Source organism: Sphingomonas sp. 67-41 (genome assembly GCF_001899725.1).
GTDB classification, from domain to species: domain Bacteria; phylum Pseudomonadota; class Alphaproteobacteria; order Sphingomonadales; family Sphingomonadaceae; genus Sphingomonas; species Sphingomonas leidyi.
This window is the reverse complement of the sequence record NZ_MKWJ01000014.1, coordinates 40,619-55,051: the sequence shown is the minus strand read 5'-3', so window position 1 is coordinate 55,051 and position 14,433 is coordinate 40,619. Positions and strand designations below refer to the sequence as shown.

Sequence of the window (14,433 nt, the reverse complement as noted above, 5' to 3'; positions counted from 1 at the left end):
ACGGTCATGAGGCTATCCTTGCCTCCTGGGGATCCCCAACGGGCACAGGTCCAGAGCCTGGATCCGCCGCGCCCGTGGGCGCCGGGCCAAGTGACAAGATCTTGTCAGCATGGTTACGAGACGGCGCTACGACCCCCTTGCCGCGGCGCCGTTACCCTTCTAGAACAATACATGAACAAGAGGGGTTCCGTCATGTCCGCCAAGTATCAGAGCTTTGCCGCGCTTCATGTGCCCGGCGATCCGGTGATCCTGTTCAACATATGGGATGCGGGCAGCGCACGCGCGGCGGAGCGCGCCGGCGCCCGGGCAATCGCCACGGGCAGCGCCTCGGTCTCCACCGCACATGGCTATGACGATGCGGAGGCGCTGCCGCTCGATCTCGCCCTGGCCAATGCGCGGCGCACCGTGGCGGCGGTGGCGCTGCCGGTGAGCGTGGATTTCGAGGGCGGCTATGCGGTCGATCCCGATGCGGTTGCCGCCAATGTCGAGAAGCTTGCCGCCACGGGCGCGATCGGCTGCAATTTCGAGGATCAGATCGTGGCCAGCCACGGCACTGCCGCGCGCGCCCTGCATGGCATCGAGGAACAGGCCGCCCGCATCGCGGCGATCCGCTGGACGGTGGGCCCGGATTTCTTCCTCAACGCCCGCACCGACATCTTCCTGATCGCGCCCGGCGATACGCATGACGCGGCGATGGCCGATGCGGCGATCGCGCGCGGCAAGGCCTATGCCGATGCCGGCGCGAGCGGCTTCTTCGTCCCCGGCCTCGCCGATCTCGCGCTGCTCGAGCGGGTGGCGAAGGCGGTGCCGCTGCCGGTGAACTTCATGGCCTTTCCCGGTGCCCCGGATGCCCGGGCCGTGGCGGAGACGGGCATCGCGCGGATCAGCCACGGCCCCTTCCCGCACCTGGCCGCGCTCAAGGCGTTCGAGGATGCGGCCCGGGCGGCGTTTTCGGCGTAGCTTCGTGCTGAACGCGTTTGCCCCCTTGAGACAAGGGTGGTCCCATAATCGTCATCCCCGCGCAGGCGGGGGTCCAGAGTCACGGGCGATACGGCAGAGAGACCCTGGGTCCCCGCCTGCGCGGGGATGACGAAAGGGCTACTTGTCTCAAGGGATAAGCACAAACATCGGCGTCATCGATGAAAGTGCGTCGGCGGAGTCGAAGAACCTCCCAAGGGAGGATTGCGGATCAGCCCTCGGCGCCTTCTTCCGCGCTGCCTTCGGCGGGCCGCTCGAACCATGCCTCGACCGGGCCGACCAGCTTGATCGTCAGCGGGTTGCCCTTGCGGTCGACCTTGTTGCCGAGCGCGACGCGGACCCAGCCTTCGGAAATGCAATATTCCTCGACGTCGCGGCGCTCATTGCCCTTGAAGCGGATGCCGATGCCGCGCTCCAGCAGTTCGCGCTGGAAATAGGGGCTGTTCTGGTTGACCGACAGGCGGTCCGGGGGCGTGTCACTCATGGGCAGCCCTTTGCCGCTATTGGCGCAGGCTTTCAAGATAACGGTGGATCGAAGAGACCACCACCGATCCCTCGCCCACGCCCGACGCGACTCGCTTGACCGAGCCCGAGCGGACGTCGCCGACCGCGAAGATGCCCGGCCTGGACGAGCAGAAGAAGGTGTCGCCGCTCCCCGTCCGCACGAAGCCGGCGGGATCCAGGTCGAGGCAGCCGTCCAGCCAGTCGGTCGCGGGCACCGCGCCGATCATCACGAACAGCGCGCCCACGCGGCGCCGGCTCGCCTCGCCGCTCTTGCGGTCGGTCCAGCCCAGGCCGGTCAGGTGCCGCTCGCCCTCCAGCGCGGTCACTTCGGTGAAGGGGTGCAGCGTGATCCGGTCCGAAGCCTCGATCCGGTCGATCAGATAGCGCGACATCGTCTCGGCCAGCCCCTTGCCGCGGACCAGGATGTGGACATGCCCCGCGCTGCGGGCGAGGTAGATCGCCGCCTGCCCGGCCGAGTTGCCGCCGCCCACCACCACCACTTCCTGCCCGGCGCAGAGCCCGGCTTCCATGTTGGTGGCGGCATAATAGATGCCGTTGCCCTCCAGCTCGGCATAGCGCGGCAAGTCGAGCTTGCGATAGCGGGCGCCGGTGGCGACCACCACGACGCGCGAGCGGATCTCGGTCCCGTCGTCGAGCCGCACGACGAACGGCGTTGCGGCGCAATCGAGCCCCACCGCGCCGCGCGAGACCAGCAGGCGCGCGCCGAACTTCTGCGCCTGCACCTGGGCCCGTCCGGCCAGCGCCTGGCCCGAGATGCCGGTGGGGAAGCCGAGATAATTCTCGATCTTGGAGCTGGTCCCGGCCTGCCCGCCCGGCGCGATCGATTCGACGACGATCGTGTCGAGCCCCTCCGAGGCGGCATAGACGGCGGAGGCAAGCCCGGCGGGGCCGGCACCGACCACGGCGACGTCATGGACATGGGCGGGATCGAGCTCGACGGTGAGGCCAAGCGCGTCCGCCACCTGGCCGTTGCTCGGCCGGCGCAGCGCCTGGCCCCGGACCACCACCACAGGCAGGTCCTCCGGAGCGAGCCGGAAGCATTCGAGGAAGCCGCCGGCATCGGCATCGGTCTCGGTGTCGATCTGGCGATGGGGCAGCCCGTTGCGGCGCAGGAAGCTCTCGATCCGGACAGTGGCCGCGCCGTGCGCGGGACCGATCAGCGCGATGCCTGCCTCGCCGTGCAGCATCATGCCCACCCGGCGCAGGATGAAGGCGCGCATCACGACCTCGCCGATGTCCGGCTCGGCGGCGATCAGGCGGCGAAACGCCAGCCGCTCGACCCGGACGAGGCGCGTGCCGGGCAGCGCCCGGGCGGAGACGAGGATCTTGCGGTCGTTGAACAGATCGAGCTCGCCGGTGAACTGGCGAGCCCCATGGACATGCACGACATGCTCGCGGCCCTTGGCATCGACGTCGAGCACTTCGACCGCGCCGGCCAGCACCAGGAAGAAATCGACGCTGCGCTGCCCGCGCTCGAACAGGGCGCCGCCCTCCGGCCATTCCTCGACGCTGCCAAAGGCGGCGGCGCGCCCGGCCATGTCGTCGTCGAGTTCGGGGAAGGTCTGGGCTTCCCGGCGATAGGGATCGGAAGGATCGGCGGCGTGCTGCCGCGGCTGCAGGTGCGAATCGGTGCCCATGCCCGCAGCGTAGCGGAGGGGCAGCGCCAGGCTACCCCTCCCCGGAAACGTCAGCGGCAGTAGCGGACCCGCACCGGGCGATCGAGATAGGGATCCCACACCCGGCGGACCTCGCAATAGCCGCGATAGGAGCGGTAATAGTCGCGATAATAATAGCCGTCGGTCGGGTAATAGCCATGGTCGCGATAATAGCTGCGATCATAGTCATAGCGGCGGTCATAATGGTCGTAGCGGCGGCCGTCGCTGGCGATCGCGGCACCGATGGCGAGGCCGGCGATACCCGCGACGATTGCGGTGCCGGTATTGTCATGGCCGCGATAATGGCCGCGATAGCGCTGCGCCTCGGCCGCCGGCGCGACGGCGACCAGCACGGTCGCGCCCAGGACGGTGCCGAGCACGGCCTTCTTAACGAAATTGGTCATCACTTTCCTCCTCATTTGCGGGCGCCTGCCGGCCGTCCGAGGAGGGACGAGTCGCGGCGCTGAGGCTATGGAGATAACGCCCGGCGGCTGAACTGGTTCGGAATCGGTTGTTAAGCAGCCGTTTAGGCGGTTAAGGCGGCGGCATGCGCTACTGGCTCCTCCGCTCCGAACCCGACGCCTATTCCTGGGACGACCTGGTCCGCGACGGGGCGACCGAATGGAACGGCGTGCGCAACTACACTGCCCGCAACTTCCTGAAGGACATGGCGCCGGGCGACCAGGCCCTGTTCTATCATTCGAACACCGAGAAGGCAGCGGTGGGAATCATGGAGATCACCCGCGCCTGGCAGCCGGACGGCGATGACGGCAAATGGGCCAGCGTCGCGGTGAAGCCGGTGCGCAAGCTCGCCAGGCCCGTGACGCTCGCCATGCTCAAGGCCGAACCGCGGCTGGCGAAGCTCGAAGTGCTCCGCCAGTCCCGCCTCTCGGTCACGCCCGTCCGCGACGACGAATGGGCCGTGCTGCTCGCGCTGGGCGACGCCTGATCGGGCGGCGCCGCTAGTCTCAGGGTACCAGCAGCGGGCGCATCCCCGGCGCGGCGACCGCCAGCGCGTCGGCCACCATCTTCGAGAAGAAATCGGCGCCTACCGGGCCGAGATGCGTATAGTCGAAGGCGAGCCTGGCATCGCCCAGCGGCTCGACCGCAGCATTGTCCTGCGGCAGGGCCTGGGCGACGGCCGCGACCGGGTTGGCGATCGTGGTGCCGGCAAGCGCCGCGGCGGCGACCTCGCGGGCCGGCGGCACCTGCGCGAAGCGGTTGGCCATCGACGGCCCCAGCGCCTCCACCGCATCGGCGCTGCGCCGGTTGAGATCGACCAGCGGCACCTTCAGCTCCGCCGCCACCTTGCGGATCGCCTCCGCCCAGGGATCGAGATCGCGCTCGAGCTTGCCCGCCTTGAACTGGCGCCGGGTGAGCGGCGTGAGAAGGACCGGTTCGGCGCCGGCGGCGCGGGCCTCCTGGACATAGAGGCGCAGGTTCGCCGGGAATTCGGTGGCGAGATCGGTCGAGCGGCCCGGCTTGCCCGGCTGGTCGTTATGGCCGAACTGGATGAGCACCCAGGTCTTCGCGAAGCCGCGCGTCTTCATCTCGGCCAGTGCCAGGTCCCAGCTGCCCTCGGCCCGGTAGCTATAGGTGCTGCGCCCGCCCCGGGCGAGGTTCACGCAGGCGGCGAAACTGATGACGTGATAGGCGCAGAAGCTGCCGCCCCAGCCCGACAGCACCTGAGTGGTGGAATCGCCGACCAGGATGATCTTCGACGCCTTGATCGGCACCGCCGGGGGGCGGTCCTGCGGGGCAGTCTGCGCCTGTGCCGCGCCGGCCGACAGCGCCAGTGCCAAACCGGCGAACATAGCCCCTCGCATCCAATCCTCCCCCGATGTCGCTCAGGAGTGGACGCTAGATGACACCGGTAGCAAAGGTCAAGGCAGCGGCAGGCGGACCTCGAGATCGCGCAGCCGGCGCGGCTCGGGCGGCGGCAGGTCGTCGAGCGGGATGGCGACGCGGCCGGCCTTGTCGGGTTTCTTCTTGAAGCTGCGCCCCACCCCGCCAATTGCATCGCCGATCAGCTTGACCGGGTTGGTCGCCTCGCCCGGCTCCTCGCAGCAGCTGTTCGGGTCGACCAGCTTGCCCACGCCGCGGATCAGGGCCGTGCCCATGCCGAGGATATTGATGCCCGTCGTGCAGCCTTCGGACCGGGTGGCGCAGGGCGCGATCGAGGCGTTGAGCGCGCCGATGCCGCTCACGTCCGGATTGCTCGGCATCGGCCGGTCGGGCGGACCGCGCTCGCCGGGGAGCGGCAGGCGGGGAACGGAATCGACGCCCTGGCCGCAGACCACGATCTCGTCCGGCTTGCGCGGCGGGCCGCTGGAGCAGGGATCGTTGAGGATCGACCAGCTCTGCTTGCCGTCCGCACCCTGTTTCGGCTGGTTGACCGTGCCCGGCGCTTCCTGCGCGGCGATCAGGGCCAGCACCGTGAGCAGCATAGAGAACTCCGTCCGACCTACTGGGACGAGACGGAGCTAATCATAGATATCCGTCCGTTGGAAAGCCCCGCCCCCCAAATCACTCGAAGACCTCGGCCATCGCGTTCGCATCCAGGTCGCGCGGATCCTCGCCCTTCTCATTCTCGCCCTTGGTTCCCGGAATCAGGCCGATCACGATCACGGCGAGGAACCCGAGATACGGGACGAAAGTCGTCCAAGCCCATTTGCCGCTGGCGTCGAAATCATGCAGCCGGCGGGCGAGCAGGACGATCGAGGGCACGAACGTCGCAAGCAGCCAGACGAGTATGATGATCCCGGCCGTTCCAACCAGTGCATCGACATCGGCACGATTGTCGCCCACGCGCGAATCGAAAGCGGCCATGAGCATCCCGGCCAGGAGCAGCGGGCCGTATTTCACCAGATAGAAGAGCCAGAATTCCGCACGGCGCGAACGCCCGTTGGAATCGGCGTAGAGTTTCCACGGCCGAAGCAACAACTCCATCACGCCCCCGATCCCACGATGTCGCCCCGCGAACGAGGCCCATGAAAACTCCGCCCGATCCATTGGGGACCGGACGGAGCTAAACACAGATCGGTGCCTGCAGGAAAGGTCTTAAGCGGCGTGCTTCGCCCGCGAGGCGCGCTTGCGCTCGTGCGGATCGAGGTGGCGCTTGCGCAGGCGGATCTTGGTGGGCGTCACCTCGACCATCTCGTCATCGTCGATGTACGCGATCGCCTGCTCCAGCGTCATCTTCTTCGGCGGGGTCAGGCGGACGGCGTCGTCCTTGCCGCCCGAGGCGCGGAAGTTGGTGAGCTGCTTCGCCTTCATCGGATTGACCTCAAGGTCTTCCGTCTTGGCGTTCTCGCCGACGATCATGCCCTCATACAGGGCCTCGCCATGGCCGACGAACAGGATGCCGCGCTCCTCGAGCGGGCCCAGGGCATAGCTCTGCGCCTCGCCATTGCCGTTCGAGATCAGCACGCCGTTCTTGCGGCCTTCGATATTGCCCTTGTGGGGGCCGTATTTCTCGAACAGGCGGTTCATGATGCCGGTGCCGCGGGTGTCCGACAGGAACTCGCCATGATAGCCGATCAGGCCGCGCGAGGGCGCCGAGAAGGTGATGCGGGTCTTGCCGCCACCCGAGGGGCGCATATCGGTCATCTCGGCCTTGCGCTGGTTCATCTTGTCGACGACCGTGCCCGAGAATTCGTCGTCCACGTCGATCACGACGGTTTCGTACGGCTCGGTCTTCTTGCCGCTCTCGTCCTCGCCGAACAGCACGCGCGGGCGGCTGATGCCGAGCTCGAAGCCCTCGCGGCGCATCGTCTCGATCAGCACGCCGAGCTGGAGTTCGCCGCGGCCGGCGACTTCGAACGAGTCCTTGTCCTCGCTCTCGGTGACCTTGATCGCGACATTGCTCTCGGCTTCGCGCTCGAGGCGGTCGCGGATCATGCGCGACGTCACCTTGCTGCCCTCGCGGCCCGCCATCGGCGAATCGTTGACGGCGAAGCGCATCGACAGCGTCGGCGGGTCGATCGGCTGCGCCTGGATCGGCGTGCTGACCGACGTGTCCGCGATGGTGTTCGACACGGTGGCCACCGTCAGGCCGGCCAGCGAGATGATGTCGCCCGCCCTGGCTTCGTCGGTCGGCACGCGCTCCAGGCCCTGGAAGGTCATGATCTTCGAGGCACGGCCGGTCTCGATCACCTTGCCCTCGGCATCGAGCGCATGGATCGGCTGGTTGAGCTTGACCGTGCCCGACTGGACGCGGCCGGTGAGGATGCGGCCGAGGAAATTGTCGCGGTCGAGCAGCGTCACGAGGAAGCTGAACGGCGCGTCCTGGTCGAGCGCGGGCGGCGGCACATGCTCGACGATCTTCTCGAACAGCGGCTGCAGCGTGCCTTCGCGCGCATCGGCGTCGTCCGAGGCATAGCCGTTGCGGCCCGAGGCGTAGAGCACCGGGAAGTCGAGCTGCTCGTCATTGGCCTCGAGCGTGACGAACAGGTCGAACACCTCGTCGAGCACTTCCTGCACGCGCGCGTCCGAACGGTCGATCTTGTTGACGACCACGATCGGGCGCAGGCCGAGCTTGAGCGCCTTGCCGGTGACGAACTTGGTCTGCGGCATCGCGCCTTCCGACGAATCGACCAGCAGGATCACGCCGTCGACCATCGAGAGGATGCGCTCCACCTCGCCGCCGAAGTCCGCGTGACCCGGGGTGTCGACGATGTTGATGCGAACCGGCTCGCCGCCGCCCGGAGGCGCCCACTCGACCGAGGTCGGCTTCGCCAGGATGGTGATGCCGCGCTCCTTTTCGAGGTCGTTCGAATCCATCGCGCGCTCTTCGACGCGCTGGTTGTCGCGGAAGGTGCCGGACTGGCGGAAGAGCTGGTCGACGAGCGTGGTCTTGCCGTGGTCGACGTGGGCGATGATCGCCACGTTGCGGAGGTTCATGGTGCTTTCCTGGAAAGAAGTTGGCGGGCCCGTACAGCAATTTGTGCGTTGCGGGAAGCCCGGTGATTCGGCAGCCCGCCGGACGAAGGCATTGACTCCGTTGCCTCTCCCCGCGCCCGGGCGGGAGCGACCGGCAGCGGAGGGTCGCAAGGCCCCCTGCCCCATCGCGCGCGACGGCGGCGGCGCGCCGGGCGCGGGCGGCGATCGCCGGAAGGGGGCGCCAAATGGGTGGTTGGAGCACGCGCGCGCATCGGCCATCCTGAACCGCAAAGGCGCCGCGCCGGGCAGCGCGGCATGCACGAAGGGAAGACAATGACGCAAAAGCTGAAGATCCTCGTCATCCTCGGATCTGTCCGCGAGGGACGGGTGGCGGAGCCGATCGGCAACTGGGTGATGGGCGCGGCGGATGCGGATCGCGACGATCTCGACTGCGAGCTGATCGACCTGAAGCAATGGGACCTGCCCTTCTATCCTCATCCCAAGCCGCCCGCGGCGGGCGACTATGCCGACGCCAAGCAGATCGCCTGGGGCGAGAAGGTGGCGAGCGCCGACGGCTTCATCCTGATCGCGCCCGAATATAATCACGGCATCCCCGCGGTGCTCAAGAACGCGCTCGACACCGTCTATGCCGAATGGAACCGCAAGCCGGTGGCCTTCGTCGCCTATGGCGGCATGGGCGGCGCGCGTGCGGTGGAGCAGCTCACCATGGTCTCGCGCGAGCTGCAGATGGCGCCGCTGGAAGGGGCGCTCCACCTGCAGGGCGTGTGGAACCGGCGCGAGGGCGGCCGCTTCGCCGCGGACACGCGCGAAGGCGCACGGCTGAACCATCTGTTCGACGAGCTGGCCTGGTGGGGCACGGCGCTCAGGAACGCGCGGGCGGCAGGCTGAAATAGCATCCCGGCGTCTCGCCGAATGCGGCGCGGAAGGCGGCGACGAAGGCGCTGGGCGTGGCGAAACCGGCATGGGCGGCAACCGACTTGACCGGCTCGCCCGCGCCAAGCCGTTCCATCGCGGCCAGCAGCAGCGCATGGCGGCGCCAGCGGCCCAGGCTCAGGCCGGTTTCCGATCGGAAGCGGCGCTCGAGCGCGCGCAGGCTCATGCCGGTCGCCGTCGCGATCTCCGGCCCGCGCCTGCCCCTGCGGGCCAGATCGGCGGCGCGCCGCATCGCCTGGCTGGCCGGCTCGGGCAGATCGAAGGGCGGCGTATCGGAGCGCCGGAATTCCTCGCGGACCAGCAGCGCCACTGCCGCTTCGGCGGGGCGGCGGCCGTCGAGCATCCCCCAGGCCACGGCCCGCAGCACCAGCTCGCGCAGCAGCGGCGACACCGTGACGGCCACGCAGTCGCGCGGCAGCCCCTGCGCCCATTCCGGCTGGAGATAGAGGGTGCGGAGCGTGCTCGCCGCGGCAAAGCGGATGCCGTGCCGCACGCCCGCCGGCACCCACACCGCCCGGCCGCTGGGCGCGATCCACGAACCCCGCTCGGTCCAGATCTCCATCATCCCGGCAGCGGCATGGACCAGCTGGTGCCAGTCATGCGCATGCGGCGGGATCGCCTCGCCGGCATGATGGTCGCTCGCCGCCGTGCGGATCAGCAGAAAGGGCTCGTCGGCCACGCTGCGCCGGATTCGCGACATCATGCGCCGTTATAGCGGGATTGCGGCGAAGGCGCGAGCGCGACACAATCCCGCCATGCCCTCCCCGATGCCGGAGCGATGCCGATGCCCGCCAACCTTGCTTCCTTCGCCCTCCATGTCGACGATGTCGATCGCGCCCGCAGCTTCTACGAAGCGGTGTTCGGCTGGGAATTCGAGCCCTGGGGCCCGCCGGGCTTCTACCTGATCCATACCGGCGACGCGGATGCGCCGGGCGTGCAGGGGCTGATGCACAAGCGGCATGTTCCGCGCAGCGGCGAGGGACTGAACGGGATCGAGCCGACCTTCGCGGTCGACGATGTCGACGCGGTGGCCGAGCGCGTCGTCGCGCATGGCGGCACGATCACCCTGCCGCGCGCCGTGATTCCGACGGTCGGCACGCTGATCCGCTTCCTCGACACCGAAGGCAACGACATCGGCGCGATGCGCTATGAGGCGCGGCCGCGCGGATAGCCCCGGGGCCGTCCTATCCGGCCAGCGCCGCCTTGCACGTCTCCGGCTCGGCAGCGAAGCGCGCCGAATCGAGGACGATCTGCTGGGTGCGCAGCGTCTTCCCGCCGGCCGGGCGGAAGGTGACGCTGCGCTTCGTCGCGCCGTCCTGCACTTCCACCACGAAATCCACCGTCGAATTGCCCGGCTCGCCGGCGGTGCGCCGCAGGATCTTCATCCCGTCGCGCAGCCCGGCGGCATAGGCGTTGGAAGCGGGATCGACGCCGGTGAGCACGTTGCCGGCCCTTTGCGTGGCGGCATTGTCCCAGCCGCGATCGAACACCGGCACATCGGCGGTGACCAGCCGGGCGCAGGCGCCGAAGGCGTCCTCGGGCAGGAACAGCGGCTCGCCGCGCGCCAGATAGCGATCGACGTCGGGGCGGATATCGAGCCCCGCACGGTCCATCTCCGCAGCGAACGCGTCGGTAAGCCGGGGCAGTTCCGCCGCGCCGCGCAACCGGTCGCGCTGGGCGCGCAGCACCGTGTCGAGATCCCCCAGTCCCTTCGCCTGGAGCTGCCGGTCCCATAGCGCGGCGAGCATCGATCCGCGCTGATAGGGGATCTTCTCCGCATCCTGGCCGCCGGTCCAGAACTTGGCGGCGGCCTCGACATTGCCGGCGGTCCGGAAGGACGAGGCGGCATAGGCGCGCAGCATCTCGTTCCAGTCGGCGGCGAACTTCTCCGGCGTCCACAGGCCGGCGCGCAGCATCAGCCGGCGCGCATAGAAATCGGTGAAGCCCTCGCTCAGCCAATAGGCCTCGGCCTCGGCCGTTTCGGGGAAGCGGCCGAGCTGGCGCGCATTCCAGCTGTGGAAATATTCGTGCGCGAGCAGCCAGCCCAGGCCGGAGAGCGGCGCGTCGCGGTCGATCCAGGTGGCGAAGGCGTCGCTGCGGCCGGTGCCGCCATAGCTTAGCCGCCCGGGCATCGACGCCAGCGGGATCGCCGTGATCAGGAAGGGGCCGGCGCCGGTCTCGCGCCAGAAGTCGCGCTCGACCGCCACCACTTCGCCGGCCAGCCGGTCGAACGCCCGGACGTCGAAGCCGAAGCGGCCGACATGCGCGACGCGGACGGGCGCGCCCTTCACCATGATGGTGGTGACGGAGAGATCGCGCCCGCCGATCGCGATGCTCTCGAGGATGTCGCCCACGCTGCGGGGGCGGCCGCCAAGGCCGGTCGAATGCTCGGTATCCGAGGCGAAGCCGATGCCGGCGGGCCCCTTCCAGGCGAAGCGGGCCGGCGCATCGTCGCGCCCGACGGGGCGGGCATAGAGGATCTCGCCCACCGAATAGAACCAGCCGGGGCGCACGACCGGACGGGCCTGCTCGCTGTCCGCCACGCTGGGATCCGCGTCATAGGCAGAGACGATCCGATAGCGCATGACCAGCGGCGCGCCCGGGGCGGAACGGACGATGCGCCCGCCATGCGGCGCCGGGGTGGCGGACGTGCCGCCCTGGATGCGGATGTCGCGCGCCCATTGGCCGAGCTTGTCCTCGCCGGCCCAGCCATCGGCCCAATCGAGCGTAGTGACGCCCGATTTGTCGGCGCGCAGCCGGATCGTGACTTCGAGCGCGGCGATCGCATCGCCCTGCAGCACCGGCGCGAGTTCATAGGATATCGCGGGCGCGGGCGCCGCCGAGGCCGCGCCGAGCGCGAGCAGGACGGGCAGCGCCGCGATGCGCAACCAATGGTGCATGAAGATCCCCTTTTCCGTGCCCGCCCCGATGTATCGCCGCAAAGGCTGACCGGCGGATGAACGGAATGCCGCCCGGCGATCGTCGTGCCGGCTATTTCGGGCGCGAAACCGCGCTATGCTGGCGGCGAAGGAGATCATGATGAACAAGGGTGTGCTGCTGGCGCTGGTGCTGCTCGCGGGCTGTTCGGGCAAGACCGAGAAGCGCAATATCAGCCTGGTGCTCGATGCCGACTTCGCCACCGGCAAGCTGCTGCTCAACTGCCGCGATTCGAGCAGCGGCACCTGCCATGTGCTGGTGGCCGGATCGGGCGAACCGGTGCGCCTCTCCGCCGCCAAGGGCGCCACCGCCACGGCCGCCAGCGGCGCGGCCGAGGGCGCGCGCTTCTGCGCGGGCGAGAGCGAGCCGCAAAATGGCTGCCAGCTCACCGTGCTGCGCAATGGCGAGCAGATCTATCGCTCGAGCCTGGTGAAGAGCGAAAGCCGCTGAGCCAGGGGCTTGGCCCTTGGCGCAGGCGCCCAGGTGTATTACATAAATCACACAGTTGGTTTGCCGTCCGGATGATCCTATGCTGGGGGCCGGACAGTTTGGAGACGTGGGAATGGCGAGCGAGACTGCGGTGGCCGAACAGGATCTGGTGCTCACCCCGCCCGAGCCGGTAAAGGCCGTCGCGCCCGAAAAGGCGGCGGGACTGGTGCCGGTGGACGACGGCAAGAAGTCCGAGCTGGAGGCGCGGGTCGACAGCTTCATCGACGATCTCGTCGCGCAGGACGTCAACTCGCCCGAGTTCGGCAAGCGCGTCGATGCGATCGCGGCGATGGGGCAGAAGGAGATCCGCGACGCGGCGGGCCAGTCCAACCGCTTCCTCGATCGCCCGGTCAAGGCGATGGGCAATGACGGCGTCGGCGCCGACCTGCTCGCGCTGCGCAAGAAGGTGGAGGAGCTCGACCCCAGCCAGAACGGCAAGCTGATCGGCGGGAGCCAGGGCTTCCTGTCGAAGCTGTTCGGCGGCGGGATGCAGCAATATTTCCGCAAGTACCAGTCGTCGCAGACCCATATCAACGGCATCCTCAAGAGCCTGTCCAACGGCAAGGACGAGCTGCTGATGGACAATGCCGCGATCGATACCGAGCGGACCAACCTGTGGGCCGCGATGGGCCGGCTGGAACAGATGATCTATCTGTCCAAGGCGATGGACGCGAAGATCGAGGACAAGGCCAACGAGCTGGACCATACCGATCCCGCCAAGGCCAAGGCGCTGCGCGAGACCGCGCTCTTCTATGTCCGCCAGCGCACCCAGGATCTGCTCACCCAGATGGCGGTGACGGTGCAGGGCTATCTGGCGCTCGACCTGGTCAAGAAGAACAATGTCGAGCTGGTGAAGGGCGTCGACCGCGCTTCCACCACCACGGTCTCGGCATTGCGCACCGCCGTCACCGTGGCACAGGCGCTGACCAACCAGAAGCTGGTGCTCGACCAGATCACCGCGCTGAACAGCACCACCGCGGGGCTGATCGATTCGACCGGCGCGCTGCTCAAGAGCCAGTCGGCCGCGATCCACGAACAGGCGGCGAACTCGACGATCCCGGTGGAGACGCTGCAGCGCGCGTTCCAGAACATCTATGACACGATGGACGCGATCGACACGTTCAAGCTCAAGGCGCTCGACAGCATGAAGACCACGGTCAACACGCTGTCGAACGAAGTCGAGAAGTCGAAGGGCTATATCGCCCGGGCCGAAGGGGCGGCGCAGAACCAGGTCGCGGGCGGGGCGGAGACGTTCAAGCTGGAGGCGATGTAGGCCGTGCCCACCGATGTCGATCGCGAACTGAACCGGATCGGAGGCACGCTCGATCGCGTGCGCGCGCGCACCGATCTGGCCGTGTCCGGCCGCAACCGCCAGCACCGGGAAACCGAAGTGGTCCGCCGGATCGGGCGGATCGCGGCGGCGGACGGGCTGATCCTGGCCGGCGCGATCGTCTTCGGGCTGGCAGTGGCGCCGCTCGGCATGATGGGCGCGATGCTGGTGGCGCTGCTGCTGGTCGCGGCCACGCTGCTGTTCGCGCTGATGCCGGCAAGCGCGCCCGTGAATGTCGAGAAGCTGGCCGAGATCCCGCTCAAGGCCCTGCCGCGCAGCACCGAGCGCTGGCTCGAGACGCAGCGCCCGGCCCTGCCCTCGCCGGTGCGCGGCCTGGTCGATTCGATCGGGGTGAAGCTGGAGACGCTGACACCCCAGCTCGCCGCGCTGGACGAACATAGTCCAGCGGCAGTCGAAGTGCGCAAGCTGGTGGGCGAGCAGCTGCCCGAGCTGGTCAAGGGCTATCAGCGCGTGCCCGAGCCGCTGCGCCGCGTGGAGCGCAACGGGCTGACGCCGGACCAGCAGCTGGCCCAGGGCCTGCAGCTGATCGACGACGAGATCGCCGAGATGACCTCGCAGCTGGCGCAGGGCGACCTCGACGCGCTGGCGACGCGGGGACGCTATCTGCAGATCAAATATCAGGGCGACGAAGGCTAGGCCGAGGACCCAAACAAGTATTTGATT

Annotated in this window: 16 protein-coding genes; 7 read left to right on the top strand and 9 right to left on the bottom strand. The window is 68.5% G+C overall.

Translation table 11 applies throughout. The features are described 5' to 3' along the window. Positions 1 to 192: 192 nt before the first annotated feature. Entirely contained in the window at positions 193 to 960 is a 768-nt protein-coding gene (locus BGP17_RS08095; RefSeq protein WP_208413773.1) for an isocitrate lyase/PEP mutase family protein, read from the top strand. 229 nt (positions 961 to 1,189) lie between these two features. Here BGP17_RS08095 and BGP17_RS08090 read toward each other — a convergent pair whose 3' ends face one another. The 3 genes from BGP17_RS08090 to BGP17_RS08080 are packed head-to-tail and all read right to left on the bottom strand — an operon-like array spanning position 1,190 to position 3,562. Beyond that, a complete protein-coding gene (locus BGP17_RS08090; protein ID WP_167301262.1) occupies positions 1,190 to 1,462 on the bottom strand; it encodes a DUF3297 family protein in 273 nt (90 codons plus the stop codon). Positions 1,463 to 1,478: 16 nt separating this feature from the next. Then, positions 1,479 to 3,140 (bottom strand): FAD-dependent oxidoreductase, encoded by a 1,662-nt coding sequence (locus tag BGP17_RS08085; RefSeq protein ID WP_286711615.1) that lies wholly within the window; start codon positions 3,138 to 3,140, stop codon positions 1,479 to 1,481. A 50-nt stretch (positions 3,141 to 3,190) separates the two neighbouring features. Further along, on the bottom strand, positions 3,191 to 3,562 hold the full coding sequence (locus BGP17_RS08080; RefSeq protein ID WP_167301260.1) for a hypothetical protein: 372 nt from the start codon (positions 3,560 to 3,562) through the stop codon (positions 3,191 to 3,193). 143 nt (positions 3,563 to 3,705) lie between these two features. Between BGP17_RS08080 and BGP17_RS08075 the strand changes: the two genes are divergently transcribed. Beyond that, positions 3,706 to 4,107, top strand: coding sequence for an EVE domain-containing protein (locus tag BGP17_RS08075; protein ID WP_167301259.1), 402 nt, complete (start codon positions 3,706 to 3,708; stop codon positions 4,105 to 4,107). Positions 4,108 to 4,126: 19 nt separating this feature from the next. Here BGP17_RS08075 and BGP17_RS08070 read toward each other — a convergent pair whose 3' ends face one another. The 4 genes from BGP17_RS08070 to typA form a co-directional block, all read right to left on the bottom strand. Further along, the gene (locus BGP17_RS08070) at positions 4,127 to 4,984 is read right to left on the bottom strand and encodes a rhamnogalacturonan acetylesterase (RefSeq protein ID WP_286711614.1); all 858 of its coding nucleotides are present in this window, start codon (positions 4,982 to 4,984) and stop codon (positions 4,127 to 4,129) included. 57 nt (positions 4,985 to 5,041) lie between these two features. Beyond that, positions 5,042 to 5,605 carry a hypothetical protein gene (locus BGP17_RS08065; protein WP_286711613.1) on the bottom strand — a complete coding sequence of 188 codons (564 nt, stop codon included), beginning with the start codon at positions 5,603 to 5,605 and terminating at the stop codon, positions 5,042 to 5,044. 79 nt (positions 5,606 to 5,684) lie between these two features. Then, complete coding sequence (locus BGP17_RS08060) at positions 5,685 to 6,107, bottom strand: DUF805 domain-containing protein (protein WP_286711612.1); 423 nt, start codon at positions 6,105 to 6,107, stop codon at positions 5,685 to 5,687. A 111-nt stretch (positions 6,108 to 6,218) separates the two neighbouring features. Beyond that, positions 6,219 to 8,060 carry a translational GTPase TypA gene (typA, locus tag BGP17_RS08055; protein ID WP_167301255.1) on the bottom strand — a complete coding sequence of 614 codons (1,842 nt, stop codon included), beginning with the start codon at positions 8,058 to 8,060 and terminating at the stop codon, positions 6,219 to 6,221. Positions 8,061 to 8,372: 312 nt separating this feature from the next. Between typA and BGP17_RS08050 the strand changes: the two genes are divergently transcribed. Continuing rightward, positions 8,373 to 8,948, top strand: coding sequence for an NADPH-dependent FMN reductase (locus BGP17_RS08050; protein ID WP_286711611.1), 576 nt, complete (start codon positions 8,373 to 8,375; stop codon positions 8,946 to 8,948). On the opposite strand, the gene BGP17_RS08045 is transcribed toward BGP17_RS08050, so the two are convergent. Then, positions 8,923 to 9,696 (bottom strand): AraC family transcriptional regulator, encoded by a 774-nt coding sequence (locus BGP17_RS08045; RefSeq protein ID WP_286711610.1) that lies wholly within the window; start codon positions 9,694 to 9,696, stop codon positions 8,923 to 8,925. The two genes, BGP17_RS08050 and BGP17_RS08045, sit on opposite strands and share 26 nt — an antisense overlap. 81 nt (positions 9,697 to 9,777) lie before the next feature. Between BGP17_RS08045 and BGP17_RS08040 the strand changes: the two genes are divergently transcribed. After that, complete coding sequence (locus tag BGP17_RS08040; protein ID WP_286711609.1) at positions 9,778 to 10,164, top strand: VOC family protein; 387 nt, start codon at positions 9,778 to 9,780, stop codon at positions 10,162 to 10,164. A gap of 13 nt (positions 10,165 to 10,177) precedes the next feature. Here the strand turns inward: BGP17_RS08040 and BGP17_RS08035 are convergent, their stop codons facing one another. Then, positions 10,178 to 11,893, bottom strand: a complete 1,716-nt coding sequence (locus BGP17_RS08035; RefSeq protein WP_286711608.1) for a M61 family metallopeptidase — start codon at positions 11,891 to 11,893, stop codon at positions 10,178 to 10,180. 139 nt (positions 11,894 to 12,032) lie between these two features. Here BGP17_RS08035 and BGP17_RS08030 point away from each other — a divergent pair, with 139 nt between their 5' ends. The 3 genes from BGP17_RS08030 to BGP17_RS08020 all read left to right on the top strand — a co-directional run bounded on the left by BGP17_RS08030 (position 12,033) and on the right by BGP17_RS08020 (position 14,406). Continuing rightward, on the top strand, positions 12,033 to 12,380 hold the full coding sequence (locus BGP17_RS08030; RefSeq protein ID WP_144034393.1) for a hypothetical protein: 348 nt from the start codon (positions 12,033 to 12,035) through the stop codon (positions 12,378 to 12,380). A gap of 112 nt (positions 12,381 to 12,492) precedes the next feature. Beyond that, positions 12,493 to 13,692 carry a toxic anion resistance protein gene (locus BGP17_RS08025; protein WP_167301251.1) on the top strand — a complete coding sequence of 400 codons (1,200 nt, stop codon included), beginning with the start codon at positions 12,493 to 12,495 and terminating at the stop codon, positions 13,690 to 13,692. 3 nt (positions 13,693 to 13,695) lie between these two features. Continuing rightward, positions 13,696 to 14,406: a hypothetical protein gene (locus BGP17_RS08020; RefSeq protein ID WP_286711607.1), complete on the top strand. Its 711-nt coding sequence runs from the start codon at positions 13,696 to 13,698 to the stop codon at positions 14,404 to 14,406. Positions 14,407 to 14,433: the final 27 nt, after the last annotated feature.

What these genes read in the sequence shown, in the direction of transcription:
- BGP17_RS08060 (WP_286711612.1), bottom strand. Translation starts at nt 6,107, where the DNA reads ATGGAGTTGTTGCTTCGGCCGTGGAAACTCTACGCCGATTCCAACGGG.
- BGP17_RS08025 (WP_167301251.1), top strand. Translation starts at nt 12,493, where the DNA reads ATGGCGAGCGAGACTGCGGTGGCCGAACAGGATCTGGTGCTCACCCCG.
- BGP17_RS08050 (WP_286711611.1), top strand. Translation starts at nt 8,373, where the DNA reads ATGACGCAAAAGCTGAAGATCCTCGTCATCCTCGGATCTGTCCGCGAG.
- BGP17_RS08040 (WP_286711609.1), top strand. Translation starts at nt 9,778, where the DNA reads ATGCCCGCCAACCTTGCTTCCTTCGCCCTCCATGTCGACGATGTCGAT.
- BGP17_RS08075 (WP_167301259.1), top strand. Translation starts at nt 3,706, where the DNA reads ATGCGCTACTGGCTCCTCCGCTCCGAACCCGACGCCTATTCCTGGGAC.
- BGP17_RS08045 (WP_286711610.1), bottom strand. Translation starts at nt 9,696, where the DNA reads ATGATGTCGCGAATCCGGCGCAGCGTGGCCGACGAGCCCTTTCTGCTG.
- BGP17_RS08095 (WP_208413773.1), top strand. Translation starts at nt 193, where the DNA reads ATGTCCGCCAAGTATCAGAGCTTTGCCGCGCTTCATGTGCCCGGCGAT.
- BGP17_RS08085 (WP_286711615.1), bottom strand. Translation starts at nt 3,140, where the DNA reads ATGGGCACCGATTCGCACCTGCAGCCGCGGCAGCACGCCGCCGATCCT.
- BGP17_RS08080 (WP_167301260.1), bottom strand. Translation starts at nt 3,562, where the DNA reads ATGACCAATTTCGTTAAGAAGGCCGTGCTCGGCACCGTCCTGGGCGCG.
- BGP17_RS08035 (WP_286711608.1), bottom strand. Translation starts at nt 11,893, where the DNA reads ATGCACCATTGGTTGCGCATCGCGGCGCTGCCCGTCCTGCTCGCGCTC.
- BGP17_RS08090 (WP_167301262.1), bottom strand. Translation starts at nt 1,462, where the DNA reads ATGAGTGACACGCCCCCGGACCGCCTGTCGGTCAACCAGAACAGCCCC.
- BGP17_RS08065 (WP_286711613.1), bottom strand. Translation starts at nt 5,605, where the DNA reads ATGCTGCTCACGGTGCTGGCCCTGATCGCCGCGCAGGAAGCGCCGGGC.
- BGP17_RS08070 (WP_286711614.1), bottom strand. Translation starts at nt 4,984, where the DNA reads ATGCGAGGGGCTATGTTCGCCGGTTTGGCACTGGCGCTGTCGGCCGGC.
- typA (WP_167301255.1), bottom strand. Translation starts at nt 8,060, where the DNA reads ATGAACCTCCGCAACGTGGCGATCATCGCCCACGTCGACCACGGCAAG.
- BGP17_RS08030 (WP_144034393.1), top strand. Translation starts at nt 12,033, where the DNA reads ATGAACAAGGGTGTGCTGCTGGCGCTGGTGCTGCTCGCGGGCTGTTCG.